General features: G+C 39.1%; 14 protein-coding genes and 1 riboswitch. Of the genes, 1 reads left to right on the top strand and 13 read right to left on the bottom strand.

Annotation, left to right across the window (positions count from 1 at the left end; all coding sequences use genetic code 11):
• Window positions 1–45: 45 nt before the first annotated feature.
• A riboswitch (cyclic di-AMP (ydaO/yuaA leader) is annotated at window positions 46–186 on the bottom strand.
• A gap of 191 nt (window positions 187–377) precedes the next feature.
• The 5 genes from LJC66_RS20810 to hflX all read right to left on the bottom strand — a co-directional run bounded on the left by LJC66_RS20810 (window position 378) and on the right by hflX (window position 6711).
• Window positions 378–1424 (bottom strand): N-acetylmuramoyl-L-alanine amidase, encoded by a 1047-nt coding sequence (locus LJC66_RS20810; RefSeq protein WP_195696011.1) that lies wholly within the window; start codon window positions 1422–1424, stop codon window positions 378–380.
• A 731-nt stretch (window positions 1425–2155) separates the two neighbouring features.
• The gene (gene glnA / locus LJC66_RS20815; RefSeq protein WP_013084732.1) at window positions 2156–3490 is read right to left on the bottom strand and encodes a type I glutamate--ammonia ligase; all 1335 of its coding nucleotides are present in this window, start codon (window positions 3488–3490) and stop codon (window positions 2156–2158) included.
• Window positions 3491–3573: 83 nt separating this feature from the next.
• Window positions 3574–3981 carry a MerR family transcriptional regulator gene (locus LJC66_RS20820; RefSeq protein ID WP_013058786.1) on the bottom strand — a complete coding sequence of 136 codons (408 nt, stop codon included), beginning with the start codon at window positions 3979–3981 and terminating at the stop codon, window positions 3574–3576.
• A gap of 190 nt (window positions 3982–4171) precedes the next feature.
• Window positions 4172–5434, bottom strand: coding sequence for a methionine gamma-lyase family protein (locus LJC66_RS20825; protein WP_230933736.1), 1263 nt, complete (start codon window positions 5432–5434; stop codon window positions 4172–4174).
• A 14-nt stretch (window positions 5435–5448) separates the two neighbouring features.
• Entirely contained in the window at window positions 5449–6711 is a 1263-nt protein-coding gene (hflX, locus tag LJC66_RS20830) for a GTPase HflX (RefSeq protein ID WP_016765352.1), read from the bottom strand.
• 277 nt (window positions 6712–6988) lie between these two features.
• Here hflX and LJC66_RS20835 point away from each other — a divergent pair, with 277 nt between their 5' ends.
• Window positions 6989–7600, top strand: a complete 612-nt coding sequence (locus LJC66_RS20835) for a trimeric intracellular cation channel family protein (RefSeq protein WP_013084735.1) — start codon at window positions 6989–6991, stop codon at window positions 7598–7600.
• A gap of 33 nt (window positions 7601–7633) precedes the next feature.
• Here the strand turns inward: LJC66_RS20835 and spoVK are convergent, their stop codons facing one another.
• The 8 genes from spoVK to LJC66_RS20875 all read right to left on the bottom strand — a co-directional run bounded on the left by spoVK (window position 7634) and on the right by LJC66_RS20875 (window position 17579).
• Window positions 7634–8590 (bottom strand): stage V sporulation protein K, encoded by a 957-nt coding sequence (gene spoVK, locus LJC66_RS20840; protein WP_016765353.1) that lies wholly within the window; start codon window positions 8588–8590, stop codon window positions 7634–7636.
• Between the two features lie 187 nt (window positions 8591–8777).
• Window positions 8778–9002 carry an RNA chaperone Hfq gene (hfq, locus tag LJC66_RS20845; protein WP_013058791.1) on the bottom strand — a complete coding sequence of 75 codons (225 nt, stop codon included), beginning with the start codon at window positions 9000–9002 and terminating at the stop codon, window positions 8778–8780.
• A 32-nt stretch (window positions 9003–9034) separates the two neighbouring features.
• Window positions 9035–9985 (bottom strand): tRNA (adenosine(37)-N6)-dimethylallyltransferase MiaA, encoded by a 951-nt coding sequence (gene miaA, locus LJC66_RS20850; protein ID WP_050689712.1) that lies wholly within the window; start codon window positions 9983–9985, stop codon window positions 9035–9037.
• 100 nt (window positions 9986–10085) lie between these two features.
• Window positions 10086–11963 (bottom strand): DNA mismatch repair endonuclease MutL, encoded by a 1878-nt coding sequence (gene mutL / locus LJC66_RS20855; protein ID WP_050689607.1) that lies wholly within the window; start codon window positions 11961–11963, stop codon window positions 10086–10088.
• A gap of 18 nt (window positions 11964–11981) precedes the next feature.
• Entirely contained in the window at window positions 11982–14639 is a 2658-nt protein-coding gene (mutS, locus tag LJC66_RS20860) for a DNA mismatch repair protein MutS (RefSeq protein ID WP_230933479.1), read from the bottom strand.
• Window positions 14640–14802: 163 nt separating this feature from the next.
• On the bottom strand, window positions 14803–16200 hold the full coding sequence (gene bcaP, locus LJC66_RS20865) for a branched-chain amino acid transporter BcaP (protein WP_013084740.1): 1398 nt from the start codon (window positions 16198–16200) through the stop codon (window positions 14803–14805).
• Between the two features lie 176 nt (window positions 16201–16376).
• Window positions 16377–16922: an outer spore coat protein CotE gene (locus LJC66_RS20870; RefSeq protein ID WP_013058796.1), complete on the bottom strand. Its 546-nt coding sequence runs from the start codon at window positions 16920–16922 to the stop codon at window positions 16377–16379.
• A 225-nt stretch (window positions 16923–17147) separates the two neighbouring features.
• Window positions 17148–17579: a YlbF/YmcA family competence regulator gene (locus LJC66_RS20875; protein WP_230933480.1), complete on the bottom strand. Its 432-nt coding sequence runs from the start codon at window positions 17577–17579 to the stop codon at window positions 17148–17150.
• Window position 17580 lies beyond the last annotated feature (1 nt).

Genomic DNA, 17580 nt, shown 5'->3' on the forward strand with positions numbered 1-17580 from the left:
CACAAAAAAAACACTAAGGGTTCTCAGCGTTTTTACACAGCTTAAACCTCCTCTCCAAAACGCTTATGGGGTTAGCTGTCGGATTCGGGCTATGAGAGTAGCCCTACCTTTAAAAAAGGATTCACCCCAAGTGACAATGCACAAATTTGGGTCCCCCACTTCTGACGAATTAAGCGATAACAGGTCAATATAATTTTCGGTTAAAGGGTATGATCAATAACATGTTTCTTTCATAACTATCCTTTGTTCTTAGATAATATACTCCCGTACAAATGGTTTGTAAAGCATTATTTTACGTAAACCATAAAATAGTACTTAAGGCGCTTTTAACAGCAAAACAAAAGGCCTTCTGCCCGCTTTCAGAAGACCTTTTTGCTTTAACTTTTTGCTTTTAAAACGGCTGCTAGCTTGTTTTTTGTTTGAGGACCATAAATGCCATCCACATCATAAGGAAGATACACAAGCTGAAAACGCCTTACTGCATCTTTCGTTTGAACTCCATATATTCCGTCTACTGATCCTACTTTAAAATTCACCGCGTTTAATGCTTTTTGGAGCTGCTTCACAGCTTCTCCAGAATCACCTTGTTTTAAAATTCCATTTGGAAGCGGATATTGTTCCGAAGGTGGAGTTGGTGACGGTGTTGGAGATGGGTTTGGTGAAGTCCCTGAAGGAATAACAATTGTTTTTCCAACCTGTAGTGTGAGAGGATCAGAAAGCCCTGTATTGGCTTCTTGAAGCGCTTGCACTGTTATGCTGTACTTCTGTGCAATACTGTAAAGCGTATCTCCTTGCTTGATCGTATACGTTTTTGTACCCGGTTCAGAAGGCGATGGATTCGGTGTTGGTGTTGGATTTGGGTTTGGAACTGCACGACGAGGTAAATTCAAATAGACGGCAATTCCTTTTGCATACGATTCACCCATACTTTTTAAAAAAGCTTCATTTTGAAGAAGTGCTGCATCTGTGCGGTTATCAATAAAGGCTATTTCAGTGAGTACTGCCGGCATATTTGTTAAGCGAAGCACCGCATAATTGGCTGATTTCCGACCGCGATTCGGATGATTATACGCCAGCAGCGCTGGCTGTACTTGGCCGTGGACAATCGATTGAAACGTTTTGCTGGCATTGCTAGCGCTTCTATAAACATAATCTTCGTACCCCGTTCCTCCACCAGCATTTACGTGAATAGACATAAATGCATCTGCGCCCCACGAATTAGCTTGAGAAGCGCGCTGAGATAACGATAAAAAAACATCTGTGGTACGAGTGGTTTTAATCGTAAAATCACTGTACGTGCTATTTAAATAGCTTATTAAATATTGTTGAATTTTTAAAACTAAGTTTTTTTCATACAGTCCGTTCGCTCCAACTGCTCCTGCATCTGCCCCACCATGTCCTGCGTCAAGATAGATTTTTTTCATATTACTTGTCCCTCCTTATTGCTAACATATGCATGAGGTCAATAAGTGCTACGTATACTAGCCTACTAAGTAGAAAATTACTAAAAAAAAGAACCGCTACTCAAAGGCAGCGGTTTATTCTGCGTTGTAGACAGAATATTAAATAAATAGGGATAGCTCTCAAGGAGTGACAGCTATATGCAGAGTGTTGATTCGTTGATTAAATGATAATAATTATCATTTTCATTTGAAGTATACACTAAAAGGAAAGTTTTGTCTATTCTATTATGAGAACGGGCCTATTTAAAAAGCAGAACGCCTATAACAATGAGAATAATCCAAATTGGAATGCTTATTAATATGCCTATTACTAAACCTTTAAAAAAATTTCCTTCTTGCATTTTCATTCCATTCCTCTCCAACAGTATTTTCTAATGACACTACGACTGGCTGAAAATTCTCTGAAGTTATACTGAAGTGCAGAGTGAACACATAAACAATCTCTCTATCTGTTATACACTACTTTTACATATAGATTCAATGAGACAAAAAGCTTATCCTTTTTAATTCATATAACCAAATTCTTTCCTGTATATAACAAAACAACAAAAAGCCTTCCGTAAATTGTACGACAGGCAGCTATACTTATTTTATGAACAGTTTAGTTCAATATTTAATATGCGCAATGTTATTCATTTTGAAAACAAAAAAGTCCGAGAGAACGTATAAACGATCTCTCGGACCTTTAAGAATTAATATTGGCTCATGTATTGGTCACGTTCCCAAGGATGAACTTGTGTACGGAACATATCCCATTCGATTTCTTTCGCTTCAACGAAGTGCTCTGCTAAGTGTTCACCTAATGCAGAAACCATAACTTCGTTTGATTGGAAGCTATCTAAAGCTTGAGCTAATGTTGCAGGTAAATCTACGATACCTTCTTCAACACGCTCTTCTTTTGTCATTACATAGATATTACGATCGATAGGTTTTGGAGCTTCAAGGTTGTTCTTGATTCCATCTAAACCAGCTTTTAATAGAACAGCCATTGCTAAATATGGATTAGCAGCTGGGTCTACGCTACGTACTTCAACACGAGTTCCTACGCCGCGAGAAGCTGGGATACGGATTAATGGGCTACGGTTACGAGCAGACCATGCAACATAACAAGGAGCCTCATATCCAGGCACTAGACGCTTATAAGAGTTTACAGTAGGATTTGTTACTGCTGTAAAGCTGTGTGCGTGCTTGATGATACCTGCGATAAATTGACGAGCAGTATCACTTAGCTCTAGATTACCGTTTTCATCATAAAATGCGTTTTGACCATCTTTAAATAATGAAACGTTACAGTGCATACCTGAACCATTCACACCAAATAATGGTTTTGGCATAAATGTAGCATGTAAGCCATGTTTACGTGCAATTGTTTTTACAACAAGTTTGAACGTTTGGATATCATCACAAGCTTTTAATGCAGCAGCATATTTGAAGTCAATCTCGTGTTGTCCAGGAGCTACCTCATGGTGAGATGCTTCAATTTCAAAGCCCATTTCTTCAAGCTCTAATACGATGTCACGACGGCAGTTTTCACCAAGGTCAGTTGGCGCTAAGTCGAAGTAGCCACCTTTATCATTTAATTCTAATGTAGGTTCGCCTTTTTCGTCTAATTTGAATAAGAAGAACTCTGGCTCAGGTCCAAGGTTAAAATCAGTAAATCCTAACTCTTCCATCTCTTTTAACACACGTTTTAAGTTATTACGTGGATCGCCATCAAACGGAGTTCTATCTGCATTGTAGATGTCACAAATAAAACGTGCTACTTTACCTTTTTCAGATGTCCAAGGGAAAATAACAAATGTATCAATGTCCGGGAATAGGTACATATCTGATTCTTCAATACGTACAAACCCTTCAATAGAAGAACCGTCAAACATCATTTTGTTGTCTAACGCTTTTTCTAATTGACTTACTGGAATTTCAACGTTTTTAATTGTTCCTAAAATGTCAGTGAACTGAAGACGAATATATTTTACATTCTCTTCTTGAACTTTGCGGAAAATATCTTCTTTTGTGTACTTTGCCATCGTGTGATCCTCCCCTAAATCTCTATATAATATTTATAATCTATACCCCTCATATACGAACGGCATAAATATTGATAACTTTATTAATGAAAGAACCTGGACATATCTCCTTGATTTAAAGTTGCTCGATTAAAACGGCCTGCTTGCATAAGTTCTGCACGAAGCATTTTTCGCAATTCATCATCCGTTAATTCTGGCTTTGCTGTTGCTGCCACAACTTTTTCTTCTTGCTTATGCCCTTTTTGCTCCTTTTGAAGATGAAACAGCTGTTTTACACCTGCTAAGTTTACACCTTGTTCAATAAGATCACGGATTTCAAGCAGCTTATCAACATCGTTAAATGAGAATAATCGTCGATTTCCCTCTGTTCTTACTGGTGCAACTAATTCATGTTCTTCATAGTAGCGAATTTGGCGAGCCGACAACTCAGTTAACTGCATCACAATTCCAATTGGGAAAAGTGGCGTATTTCTTCGAATGTTGTCACTCATTTCAGTTCCTCCTTTGGATTAACTATTTACATTGTATGCTATGTTAGTTCACCTGTCAACCGAATGTTAGTAATTCTAACATAAATTTTTCTGAACATTTCTTCTATACAAATAAATAGCACTTGGTTTATTTTTATAAGCCTATCTTTTCTTTCTTAGCGGGGAGAAAATAGTCTTTCTATCTTATATTTTATGAAAGTTCTTTCGTCAGCATTTGATCTACTGCCATACATATTGCTACTTTTACGTGAGCATATGTTAACCCGCCCTGCACGTAAGCGACATAAGGGGGCCTGATAGGTCCATCTGCCGTCAGCTCGAGGCTTGCTCCTTGTATAAACGTTCCAGCTGCCATAATCACATCATCTTCGTACCCTGGCATATAAGCAGGATAGGCCGTTACGTGTGAATTAATTGGCGAGGCGAATTGAATAGCCTGACAAAAAGAAACCATTTTATCACGGTCATCGAACTGCACGGATTGAATTAAATCCGTTCGTTCACTGTTCCACTTCGGCTCACTTTGCATCCCTAGCTCTTCGAACATAGCGGATGAGAAAACCGCTCCTTTTAATGCTTGACCGACTACGTGCGGCGCCAAGAAGAACCCTTGATACATTTCTTGTAAGCTATACAGCGTCGCTCCAGCTTCTGCACCGATTCCAGGAGTTGTCATTCGGTATGAACAAGCTTCCACTAGGTCTTTTCGTCCTGCAATATAACCGCCGATTTTAGCAAGGCCTCCACCGGGGTTCTTAATAAGCGACCCTGCCATCAAATCTGCTCCTACATGCGTTGGCTCGATTGTTTCTACAAATTCACCGTAGCAGTTATCGACAAATACTATAACGTCAGGCTTAATACTCTTTACAAAAGAAATCATTTCTTTTATTTGCGCGACTGTAAAAGAAGGGCGAATGCCGTAACCTTTTGAGCGCTGAATGCCTATCATCTTTGTGTGCTCATGAATAGACGCTTTCACTTCTTCAAAATCCACTTGACCTTGCGCTGTTAAATCTACTGATTTATAGCTAATATTATATTCTTTTAAAGAGCCTACGCCGCTTCCTCGTATACCAACAATTTCTTCAAGAGTGTCATAAGGCTTTCCAGTTATATATAATAGTTCATCTCCAGGACGCAGTACGCCAAACAGCGAAATGCCAATTGCGTGCGTACCTGAAATAATTTGCGGACGCACCAGGCAAGCTTCTGTTCCAAAAACATCCGCGTATACTTTCTCCAACGTATCGCGGCCTAGATCGTCATATCCATACCCCGTTGTCGGATTAAAATGTGAATCACTCACTCGATTTTGCTGAAAGCTTTGCAGCACCCGAAATTGATTTGCTTCAATGCGCTCGTCAATTTTCTCATGTACGGGCTTAATTTGTTTTTCTACTTTTGCAGCAAGTTCCCGAATGCGTGCCCCGTTTTTTAACTGATCAAACATCATTTCTTTGTTCCTCAACTTTCTTCAAGCGTTTGTAGCTTTTTGTAAAGGGGATGCTCTTTTGCAATATACCCTTTGCACTGATACTTCTCAGTTTCTTCATTGAATTTTAACGACTCAAGAATAGAGACCGTTTTGAGTTCAGCGAGCATTTTTCCTTCATAAGCCGGCAGCAGCACATGAAAAAATGCCATTTCTTTTTTCATTTCTTCTTGAATTCTTTCCCCAAGCTTCACTAAATCAGTAGCTTTAAAAGCGCTCATTGATAAAGATGTCGAAGCGGATGGGACAAATAGTTCATGCTGCATATCTTCTTTATTGTAAACTGTCAGCATCGGAATGTCCGTTACGTTCAGCTCTTCTAGTAAGCGATGCACTGTTTTTTCGTGGTTGTTGTAATCTGGATTAGATGAATCTACCACGTGCAGAACAAGGTCAGCTTCGGTTACTTCTTCAAGTGTTGAACGGAACGCGGCTACTAACGTTGTTGGAAGATCTTGAATAAATCCAACCGTATCCGTTAACAGAGCGGTTAGTCCTGACGGAAGCGTATACTGTCTTGTCGTTGGATCAAGAGTTGCAAACAGCTGATTTTCTTCAAAAATACCCGCCTCTGTTAAGCGGTTAAAGATCGTCGATTTACCAGCGTTCGTATAGCCCACAATTGCAATTTGATAGACATGATTACGCTTACGTCTTTCTCGATAACGTTCGCGGTGACTTACCACTGTCTTTAACTGACGCTTAATTTCATCAATTTTACGGCGAATATGTCTGCGGTCACTTTCAAGTTTCGTTTCACCAGGACCTCTTGTTCCAATTCCGCCTCCAAGACGTGACAAAGCGGTACCTTGTCCTACTAACCTAGGCAGCAGATAATTTAATTGAGCAAGTTCCACCTGCATTTTTCCTTCTCGCGTTTGAGCACGCTGTGCGAAGATATCCAAAATCAGCTGCGTACGGTCAATAACACGCGCAGATAACCCTGCTGACAAATTGCGGATTTGACTCGGTGACAATTCATCATTAAATACAATTAAATCAGGCTCTAACTCTTCTTCAAGAGCCACAAGTTCTTCTACTTTCCCTTTTCCAATATAAGTAGCTGGATGAATGCGATCGCGCTTTTGCGTTAACCTTACCAGTACTTCGCCTTTTGCAGTCTCAGTTAAAGATGCTAGCTCATCCATTGAATATTCAAAACGTTCGTCATCGTCATGAAGCTGACATCCGACTAAAATTACGCGTTCAAGTTCAGTATTCATTTCTGCTGTCAAAGATTTTTCCTTCCCTTACTATTAAATTGACAAATCATTCATATCATATCAAAAAAATGTCCATTTCTCCATCTTTGCAAAAGAGACAGAATACATTGTCTTTTACTAGTTTAACACCCTTTTTAAAATCTATAAAACGATGATTAAAAAAACATTGAAATATCACGAAATTCTGTATACAATTTGAATTGGTTTACTTATCGAAATTTGAATCAGGCTGCCTGATTTTAAAATACTAGTCGCTACTTGGTGAAAACAGAATAAAGGGGATAGCATCATGACTTGGGACGTACTTAGCATTATTGGAACGATTGCTTTTGCAATCAGCGGAGCTTTCATTGCCATGGAAGAGGAATATGATATTTTAGGCGTTTACATATTGGGAATCGTAACGGCTTTTGGCGGAGGAGCCATTCGAAACCTGCTTATCGGTGTACCCGTGTCTGCCCTTTGGGAACAAGGACTCTTTTTTCAGATTGCTTTATTATCTATTACTGCCACTTTTTTATTTCCAAACAATATCTTAAAACATTGGAAGCGATGGGGAAACTTTTCGGACGCCATCGGCCTTGCAGCATTCGCGATTCAAGGAGCGCTTTATGCCACTCATATGAACCATCCGCTTAGCGCGGTTATTGTAGCTGCGGTCTTAACAGGAAGCGGCGGCGGGATTATCCGAGATTTATTAGCACGCCGAAAGCCTACTGTTCTTAAAGATGAAATTTATGCGGTATGGGCGATTATCGCAGGATTTAGCGTAGGGCTACATATTACAAATACGCCTATAGAACTTTATACGTTATTTATCTTACTTGTAGGTCTTCGGATGTGTTCATATATTTACAAATGGCGCCTGCCGATCAAAACGATTCGACAACCAAATATGTAGAAAAAAAGCCTTTCGTGACGAAAGGCTTTTTTTCTACAGCTGAATATCGCTTGACGTTAAAGTTAGAAGCTCGTTGCGCTCAAAGCTTTCTTCTTCTAAAAGCCTCATGGATTGAGTACGTATGGAACGTTCGATAATGTTTCGCACATATCGACCGTTACTAAAATCCCTAGGCGTCTGATTGTACTTCACGTCCATGAAATGATCTTTTAGCTTTTTATAGGCCTCTGTACTAAACTGATACTGCCTGTCATTCATCATGTGACCGGCAATGTCCATCAGTTCATTTACATCATAATCCGGAAAATCAAAAATAAACGGAAACCTAGAGCGCAGCCCTGGATTAAGACTTAAAAAATTTTCCATTTCTCTTGGATAACCAGCTAAAATCAATACAAACTTATCATTTGAATCTTCCATATGTTTGACCAATGTATCAATCGCTTCTTTGCCAAAATCTTTTTCTCCCCCTCTTGCAAGAGAATAAGCCTCATCAATAAATAAAATACCTCCAAGCGCTTTTTTTACAAGATCTCTCGTTTTCTGAGCGGTATGGCCAATGTATTCTCCAACTAAATCTGCCCGCTCTGCTTCAATTAAATGTCCTTTAGACAAGATGTTCATATTCAAAAATAATTTACCTAACAGGCGGGCTACCGTCGTTTTCCCTGTTCCTGGATTTCCTTTAAACATCATATGCAGCGCCTGCTTTCCCGCTTTTAAGCCCTGTTCCTCTCTTTTTTTGTTAATATATAACCACGCATATATTTCTTTTATCATTTTTTTCAATTCTTCCATTCCAACCAGTCCGCTCATTTCTCGTTCAATTTCCCGAAGCGGCTCATGATTTATGACAGCTTTTTTGGCAGGACGCGGAATTGATGTCGTGTACGATTTTTCCTTTTTTGTTTCATTATTTAAAATGATATTAATTTGCCCATTATTTTTAAGAGTTATCGGCTGCTCCACCATGTTCACCTCTCGTTTCATCCCACTTCTCTGTATCGCATAGCTGCATGCGATGAACGATACGAAGACAATGATCTCTTATTACCGAAGAAATAATCGTCTATTATAAGGTTTATGTTCGATGAGTAAAAACAATGTTAAGAAACTTTTTTAAGCCTTTATTTGCATAAAAAAAGCATCCGAATATGCGGATGCTTCTCTTTAATCTCTATTCAAGTTCTACTGTAATATTTTTATTTGGTACAAATGTCGAAATCGCATGTTTATAAATCAGCTGCTGTTTTCCCTCAGATTCAATTAAGACAGTAAAGTTATCAAATCCTTTAATTAGTCCTCTTAATTGAAAACCATTTAAAAGAAATACCGTCACATAGATATTTTCTTTACGTAATTGATTTAAAAATTGGTCTTGAATATTAACTGATTGTTTCATTATTCGGCCTCCTCGTTTCTCTATCTGTTTACTTAATTCGCTTCTTTCTTCAGCTTTCCTGCAATATATGTAAAAATTTCAGCAAACTTTTCGGGAAATTTGTCAACTTCCATCTCTATCCATTTTACAGGCATTTTATTTCGAAACCACGTTAACTGACGCTTGGCATATCTGCGTGAATTTTGTTTCAACTGTTCAACGGCTTCTTCGAGCGTGCAGCGTCCTTCAAAATAAGCATACAGCTCTTTATAGCCGATAGCTTGAATTGATTGTACATCATGCAGACCACTTTCGTACAATGATTTGACTTCATCAAGCAGTCCAGCCTGCATCATCATATCGACTCGGTGATTAATTCTCTCATATAATACGTCTCTATCCATTGTAAGTCCAATAATGCTTACGTCATATAATAACTCTTGCGACTGTTCTTTTGTATAGTCACTGAATTTTTTGCCGGTTACTTCATAAACTTCAAGCGCTCTGATTACACGGCGATGGTTGTTTTTATGGATAGCAGCTGCACTGTCTGGGTCAATTTCTTTTAGCTTTTCATACAGGGGATCAATGCCATGAGCTTTAATAAATACTTCCATTCGTTCACGAACTTTTTCATCACTAGGAGTTTCTGTGAACTGATAATCATAAATAACGGATTGAATATAAAGACCCGTCCCTCCAACAATCATCGGCATTTTTCCTCTAGCGTGAATATCATCGATTTGTTTTCTTACAATCTCTTGAAATTCTGCCACAGAAAACGATTCATCCGGCTCCTTAATATCGATCAGGTAATGGGGAATACCCTGCATCTCTTCTTCTGATACCTTTGCTGTTCCGATATCCATCCCTTTATAAATTTGCATGGAATCACCTGAAATAATTTCTCCGTCTAACTGTTTGGCAAGTTCAATGCTCAATTTTGTTTTACCAACCGCAGTTGGTCCAATAATGACAATAAGTTTTGGTTTCTCTCCCGTCATAACAACACTACTTTCATCTATAGGCATTCACATCATTCCATTTTATCCAAATGGTCATGATTTATTCAACAAAACGGCTAGCTGCAGCTAGCCGCATTGCCTACATCACTCGCTTAAACATTTTTTCCATTTCATACGTCGAATGATGGATAATAATTGGTCGTCCGTGCGGACACGTAAATGGATCTGTTGTTTTTCTCAACGTTTCAAGTAAAGCAAAAATCTCATCGTTTCGCAAATGATGATTCGCTTTAATCGATCCTTTACAGCTCATCATAATAGCCGCTTCTTCTCGTAACTTTTCGATATTGACTCGTTTCATCGTAAAGATTTGCTGAATCATTTCTTCAATGGTTTCCTGTTCCTCTCCTTTTGGAAACCACTGCGGATGCGAACGAACTATATAGGAGTTTTGTCCAAACGGTTCTAAAAAGACTCCTACTTCAGCAAGCATATCTTTGTACTCGTCTAAAATCAAGGCTTCATTTCCCGAGAACTCTAGCGTAAGCGGCATAAGCAGTTCTTGAACTTCTGAATCTACTTCTCCAAGCTTTCGCTTAAAATATTCGTACTTAATTCTCTCCTGTGCCGCGTGCTGATCAATAATAAATAATCCTTTTTCATTTTGTGCCAAAATATACGTTCCGTGCATTTGGCCAATTGGGTACATCGCAGGAACACGGGGTTCTGGCTGCTCTTTGGCTGAATGGTTTGGTTCTGGAATAGGGGCGTTTTCTCCCACCGATTCTTCATATTGTTCTATTTCTCGAAACGTTGGTTCAAGTTCTTCATCTTGACGTATGACCTCTGTTTTAACAGGCGGCATGATCTCGTCTACACGAGCAGGAGCCTCCTTAAAGCTAGGCTCGCGAACCGTATTAGACGGCTGATAGCCAGACGGTTTAGACTGATGATCAAATGTAAAGGTCTGCTGCTCAGTTGGCTGCACAGCTGCTTTTGACTTAGTTGGCACTACAGCATCTGGAATTAACTGCTGCTTTTTAAAAGCAGCTTTCACTCCTTGTTCAATAAGCTCAAACAGCTCCGCTTCTTTACTTAACCGTACTTCTAATTTTGCTGGATGAACATTCACGTCCACTAATAAAGGGTCCATTGTAATGGTTAAAAACACAATCGGAAAACGACCGATAGGTAAAAGCGTATGATAGCCCTGCTGTACCGCTTTTAACAACCCGTAGTTTTTAACAAACCGACCGTTAATAATGGTGGACATATAGTTGCGAGAAGCTCTTGTGATTTCAGGAAGAGCGACGTAACCATTCACTTCATAATCAAGTGACTGAACGTTAATCGGAATCATTTTTTTGGCTACTGCCATTCCATAAATAGCGGCAAGCACTTGGCGCACATCTCCGCTTCCGTTCGTATACAGAAGCTGTCTTCCTTGATGCATCAGCCTAATTGAAACTTCAGGATGAGACATTGCAAGACGATTGACGACATCCGTTACGTTACCAAGCTCCGTGTTTACCGTCTTCATATATTTTAAACGTGCAGGTGTGTTGAAAAATAAGTTTTCAATAACAAGTTCGGTACCTTTTCGGCTTGACGTTAATTCGTGATGAACGATTTCTCCGCCTCTAAGTTTAAGATGAGTGCCGGCTTCTTCTCCCGTACTCGTTTTGAGTTCAAGCATTGAAACCGAAGCAATACTTGGCAAAGCTTCACCGCGAAATCCTAACGTTCGAATTCGAAATAAATCTTGTTCTGTTTTGATCTTACTTGTCGCATGTCTTTTAAAAGCGGTCAAGCAGTCTTCAGAAGCAATGCCGTCTCCATTATCCAATATACGAATTTTTGAAAGCCCAGCTTCTTCTAGCTCAATTTCAATAACTGTACTGTTTGCATCAATAGCATTTTCGACTAGTTCTTTCACCACCGAAGCAGGTCGTTCAACAACCTCTCCGGCAGCAATTTTATTTGAAAGTTCGTCTGAAAGCTGCACAATTTTACCCACAGACTCACTCCTCTCACTCTATTTCTTCTTTAATGATTTTTGCAGTTCATACATCGCATTCATTGCGTCTAAAGGCGTCATTTCTAAAATATCCAGCTCTTTTAAACGATCTATAATTGCTTTTTCACGTTTCGAAAGCGCAGGCTTTTCTTTTTTCTTTTCTATTTCAAAGAACGAAAGCTGATTGGCTTCATCTGCTTTTTTACTATCTGCACGTTCTTCTTGAACCAAAGAAGCACCTTCTTGTGGAACTTGCTGTGTCATCTCTTCTCTTTTTGGAGCCTGACGTACAGGTTCACGCTCAGAAGATTGTTCTAAGTCATGTAAGATGACGCGAGCTCGCTCTAGAAGCGGATCTGGAAGTTCCGCTAGTTCCGCTACGTGAATACCATAACTTTTATCTGCGGCACCATCTTTGATTTTGTGTAAAAAGACGACTTTTCCATTTTTTTCAACCGCGCTTACATGAACATTTTTAAGCGCAGGAAGCGACTCATCGAGGACGGTTAATTCATGATAATGAGTAGAAAATAGGGTCTTACAGCCAATATGTTCATGAACGTATTCAATAATTGCTTGAGCAAGAGCCATTCCGTCATACGTAGACGTACCTCGTCCAATTTCATCTAACAGAATTAGACTCGACTGAGTGGCATTTGTCACTGCATTTTTCGTTTCTAGCATCTCGACCATAAACGTACTTTGCCCTGAAATTAAGTCATCGGCTGCTCCGATACGTGTAAACACTTGATCAAAAATCGGCAGAACCGCTTCGTCCGCTGGCACAAAACAGCCAATTTGAGCTAGTATCGCCGTTAAAGCAACCTGACGCATATACGTACTTTTACCAGACATATTGGGTCCTGTAATCAGTAAAATTGAACTATCATCCTTCATTTGACAGTCGTTTGGCACATATTCCTGTGAATTCATTACTTTTTCTACTACGGGATGGCGTCCATTTTGAATCGAAATATCTTCACTTGAAAAAATAGGCTTCGTGTAATGACGTTCTTCACTGATTTTTGCAAAGCACTGCAGTACGTCAAGCTCACTTACTTTTTTAGCGAGTTCTTGCAGCCTTGGGATATATGCTTTTACTTCCTCACGAATTTGTAAAAACAATTCATATTCCAGCTCTACAATTTTCTCTTCCGCTTCTAAAATCAGCGCTTCTTTTTCTTTCAGCTCAGGCGTAATAAAACGTTCTGCATTGGTTAACGTCTGCTTTCGTTCATACATTCCTTCAGGCAAAAGATGCAGATTTGCCCGCGTTACTTCTATATAATAGCCGAACACGCGATTATAACCAATTTTCAGTGAGCGGATCCCTGTTTTCTCACGCTCTTGCTGTTCAAGTGACGCAATCCACGTTTTTCCGTTTCGGCTTGCATCTCGGTATTGATCAAGCTGTTCATGATAGCCGTCATTAATAATGTCTCCTTCTTTAATTGACAAAGGAGGGTGCTCTTTTAATCCTCTTTCAAGAAGATTAGCTAATCGCTCACAAGGATCAATGTCTTCAACAAGCTTTGTCGCATAAGGATGATTCAAACGATTCACAACCTCTTGGATATGAGGCACATTTTGCAATGATTTTTTTAATTGAATTAAATCACGAGCATTTACATTACCAAAAGCGACTCGACCAGCTAAGCGTTCTAAATCATATACGTCTTTTAGCAACTCACGCAGTTCTTCTCGTTCAAAAAACTGTTTCATTAAGACATCTACCATATTCAAACGATTATCAATATCCGCTTGTTTTAAAAGCGGACGGTCAATCCAATTTTTTAATAAACGGCCGCCCATTGCCGTAACGGTCTGGTCTAATAACCATAGAAGCGAGCCTTTCTTTCCTTTTGAACGTATCGTTTCGGTTAACTCTAAGTTTCGCTTAGAGAACAAATCAATTTTCATATATTCATTGATTTGATAAAACTGCACGGGCTGTAAGTGTTCAAGCGAACGCTTCTGCGTGCGAGTTAAATACTGAAGAATACGCGCAAACGTTGCGATAAGCTTTTGCTGCTGAAGCGACTCTACTAAATAATCTAGTCCTTCTACTTGCTCTGTACTATTCTCATAAGAAATGGTAATCGTCATGCGCTCTTTTAGTGTTTGTAATAAGTCAGCAGGAAACTCAGAGCTTACAACGACTTCTTTTGCTTCTTTTGCATAAATCTCTGAGACTATATCGTGGAACGAACTAACAAGCGTTACGCTGTTTTCTCCTGTAGACAAATCAGAAAGAGCAAGACCAAACGTTTGATCCTCGAACGCAGTAACAGAACAAATATAGTTATTTTCCTTTTCATGCAGTCCGCGTTCGTTCATCAGTGTTCCGGGTGAAATCACCTGCACCACTTCTCGCTTTACAACACCTTTTGCATGCTTAGGGTCTTCTACTTGTTCACAAATAGCTACTTTAAATCCCTTTTCAATTAAACGCTCGATATACGTAGGAGCAGAGTGATACGGAACCCCGCACATCGGAATTCTCTCTTGTCCTCCTCCGTCTCGGCTTGTTAATGTTATTTCAAGTTCTTGAGAAGCTGTCGTAGCATCTTCGAAGAACATTTCATAAAAATCACCTAATCTAAAAAATAAAAAGGCATCTTGATACTCTGCCTTAATTCTCAAATATTGCTGTATCATTGGCGTATACGCTGCCATACTATTCCTCCATACCACATCTAGTTGTGCGTTTTTGCTACACGTATTATAACATAAGTCTTTCTTAAACTTAATTTATTCAAATAGAACAATCTTCAATTTCTTTTTATAAAACAAATAAAAAAGCTTCGGACGAAGGAAGAAGCTTGTCCGAAGCTTTTCATTATTTACTGCTGTTCAAATGACTATGCTTACGTCCGTATAAGAAGTAAACCACTAGCCCTAGTACAAGCCAAATTACGAAACTAATCCATGTTAATTTTGGAAGCTGAAGTGCTAAGTATAAACAGAACACAAAAGCTAAAATTGGAATCACCGGCACGAACGGTACGCGGAAACCAGTGGATTCTGAAGTTTGTTTTGATTTACGTAAATATAAAATTCCAATTGATACGGTCATGAAAGCAAAAAGAGTACCAATGTTTGTTAACTCTGCTAATCTTCCTAATGGTACTAAACCAGAGAAGATGGATACTAGTAAACATGTAATCCACGTATTTACTACTGGTGTTTGTTTTTTCTCACTGATTTTTGAAAAAGGCTTCGGCAATAGACCATCTCGACTGATCGCATAAAATAAACGAGTTTGTCCATACATCATAACGAGTAATACTGTTGTAATACCCACAATTGCGCCTAATGAAATAAAGCCTGCTACCCAATCTTGGTTAATGTAGCTTAAAGCAAATGCTACAGGGTTTTTAACATTTAATTCTGTATAAGGTACGATTCCTGTTAAGATAAGCGATACGACGATATAAAGAACTGTACAAATCGCAAGAGATGCAATGATTCCGATTGGCATATCCCGCTGAGGCTTGCGTACTTCCTCGGCCGCTGTTGCTACAGCATCAAAACCAATGTAGGCGAAGAATACAGTTGCTGCTCCTGTCGCTACTCCCGAGAAACCAAACGGCATAAACGGCGTCCAGTTTTCTGGTTTAACATAGCTAACTCCTACCCCGATAAACAGAAGTACAACAGCCAGTTTAATAATAACCATGATAGCATTAAAACGTGAAGATTTTTTTACTCCTTGCGTTAAAAGCAATGTGATTAAAAACACGATCATAATTGCTGGAATATCAATATACGTGCCGTTTGCAGGATTGTATGCACTTGTTAAAGCTTTTGGAAAATGTATGCCAAACCCTGCTAACAATCCTTGGAAATACCCGGACCATCCGCTGGCTACAGCAGAAGATGCAAGACCGTATTCCAAGATAAGATCCCACCCTAAAATCCAAGCGATTAATTCACCAAATGTTGCATAACTGTAAGTGTATGCGCTTCCTGAAACAGGAACTGTTGAGGCAAACTCTGCATAACAAAGAGCTGCAAACACACACGCAAGTCCTGACATGATGAAAGATATAACTAAAGCTGGACCGGCATGTTCAGCGGCGGCTACGCCCGTCAATACAAAAATTCCGGTTCCGATAATGGCACCAATTCCTAACATCGTTAAATCGAAAGCGCCTAAATCCTTTTTTAATTTAACACCTTTAGAGTTGGTTTCACTAATTAACGTTTGAATTGATTTTTTACGAAATAAGCTCATAGTAAACCCCCAAAAATACTTATCTGATATAACTAAATTTTCTGAAAATTAATGCATTATTTTCTTTAGATTTACTATACACTGCGCATTCGACAAAAAGCAATATATTTTTTTATTTTTATAAGAATTTTCTTAAAATAGTAAAAATAAAAAAACTAGGAAGAACTTCTTCCTAGTTACTCATCGTCCCCTAATATAAAATCAGGATCCAAATCCTCAAATTCATCGTCATCTACGTCTAAATCAAACTCGTCTTCATCATCGCAGCCTTTCGGATTTACTGCAACACAAACCTTGGTTTCGCCAATCACTTCCGCCAACAATTCTCTCTCTACTTGAACAATCGTTTTATTGCCATTTGGTGAAATTGTGCACTCTAGACAATTTGGCTGCTGCAGCACGCGAACAATTACTTCGTAATCGTCTCCAATCGAATCTTCGTCTTTATAGCGCAGCTTAATATTATCTTTGTATGATACGGTTTCCGTCCAAACTTCGGTTTTTGTATTATTATTGTACGAATACCAGATGTTAATATCATATCTTCCGTCAACTTCTACATTGCTGCCGCTTTTCTTTGCTTTGTACTCATGGTTAATCACCCAGCACCCTAAGATGCTTGTTGGTCGATTTTTCGGTGCAAGCGTATGAGACGATTGTGTAAACTTGCGACCTTTACCTACGACTGCTTTTGTAATAATTTCTCTATAGTGTTGTGACATGTGAGCATACCCTCCTCAAACTATCTTCATTTCATCCTATGCAGGCTCATTCACTTGTTTGCACATTATTTTTAAGAAACTAGGTTTAAGGCATAAAAAACCTATGTTCCATTGTATGCAAGGATATAGAAAAACGTGACAATTATTAGAGAGAAAATCTGCCCAATTTTCATGCCACGGGATGCACAAAAAAATGCCTCAGCAAATTGCTGAGGCATTTTTTCTTTATGAGCAGCTAGATCCAGGGCTGTTCCGCACCTGTGAACCTGTTTCACCGCGCAGTAAATCACCATCTGTTGACACAATAATTTCATCCGTTACTGTGTTTGAAATAGTGTTAGCAACAAGTTGAAGCATATCATTCACGTTTATTTGAGACTCTTGAAACTGCTGAATAATCGGCAGTTCATCCAGCTCTTCCTGTAAACGATCGATTTTTGCCTCCACTTGTTTTAACGCTTCTGTTTTACCATAATGTTGGAAATTAACAGCTTGTTTTTGCAAACTTTTAATGCTTGCAATGGTTTCACGCACTTTTTGATTTTCGTTAAGCTGAGCTTCGGCACGCTTGAAGAAATCTACTTCTTCCGTTTCAGCAATCATTTTTGCCAGCTCTTGAGCACGTTTAATTACGTCACTCTTGTTATACTGCGCCATA

The organism is Priestia sp. TSO9 (genome assembly GCF_021029645.1).
GTDB classification, from domain to species: domain Bacteria; phylum Bacillota; class Bacilli; order Bacillales; family Bacillaceae_H; genus Priestia; species Priestia megaterium_E.

Bases quoted from the DNA above. Each gene is read 5' to 3' on its own strand.
- bcaP (WP_013084740.1), bottom strand. From the start codon at position 16,200: ATGAGCTTATTTCGTAAAAAATCAATTCAAACGTTAATTAGTGAAACC.
- LJC66_RS20875 (WP_230933480.1), bottom strand. From the start codon at position 17,579: ATGGCGCAGTATAACAAGAGTGACGTAATTAAACGTGCTCAAGAGCTG.
- miaA (WP_050689712.1), bottom strand. From the start codon at position 9,985: ATGACGGGAGAGAAACCAAAACTTATTGTCATTATTGGACCAACTGCG.
- LJC66_RS20835 (WP_013084735.1), top strand. From the start codon at position 6,989: ATGACTTGGGACGTACTTAGCATTATTGGAACGATTGCTTTTGCAATC.
- spoVK (WP_016765353.1), bottom strand. From the start codon at position 8,590: ATGAAACGAGAGGTGAACATGGTGGAGCAGCCGATAACTCTTAAAAAT.
- hfq (WP_013058791.1), bottom strand. From the start codon at position 9,002: ATGAAACAATCAGTTAATATTCAAGACCAATTTTTAAATCAATTACGT.
- mutS (WP_230933479.1), bottom strand. From the start codon at position 14,639: ATGGCAGCGTATACGCCAATGATACAGCAATATTTGAGAATTAAGGCA.
- LJC66_RS20810 (WP_195696011.1), bottom strand. From the start codon at position 1,424: ATGAAAAAAATCTATCTTGACGCAGGACATGGTGGGGCAGATGCAGGA.
- LJC66_RS20870 (WP_013058796.1), bottom strand. From the start codon at position 16,922: ATGTCACAACACTATAGAGAAATTATTACAAAAGCAGTCGTAGGTAAA.
- LJC66_RS20825 (WP_230933736.1), bottom strand. From the start codon at position 5,434: ATGTTTGATCAGTTAAAAAACGGGGCACGCATTCGGGAACTTGCTGCA.
- glnA (WP_013084732.1), bottom strand. From the start codon at position 3,490: ATGGCAAAGTACACAAAAGAAGATATTTTCCGCAAAGTTCAAGAAGAG.
- LJC66_RS20820 (WP_013058786.1), bottom strand. From the start codon at position 3,981: ATGAGTGACAACATTCGAAGAAATACGCCACTTTTCCCAATTGGAATT.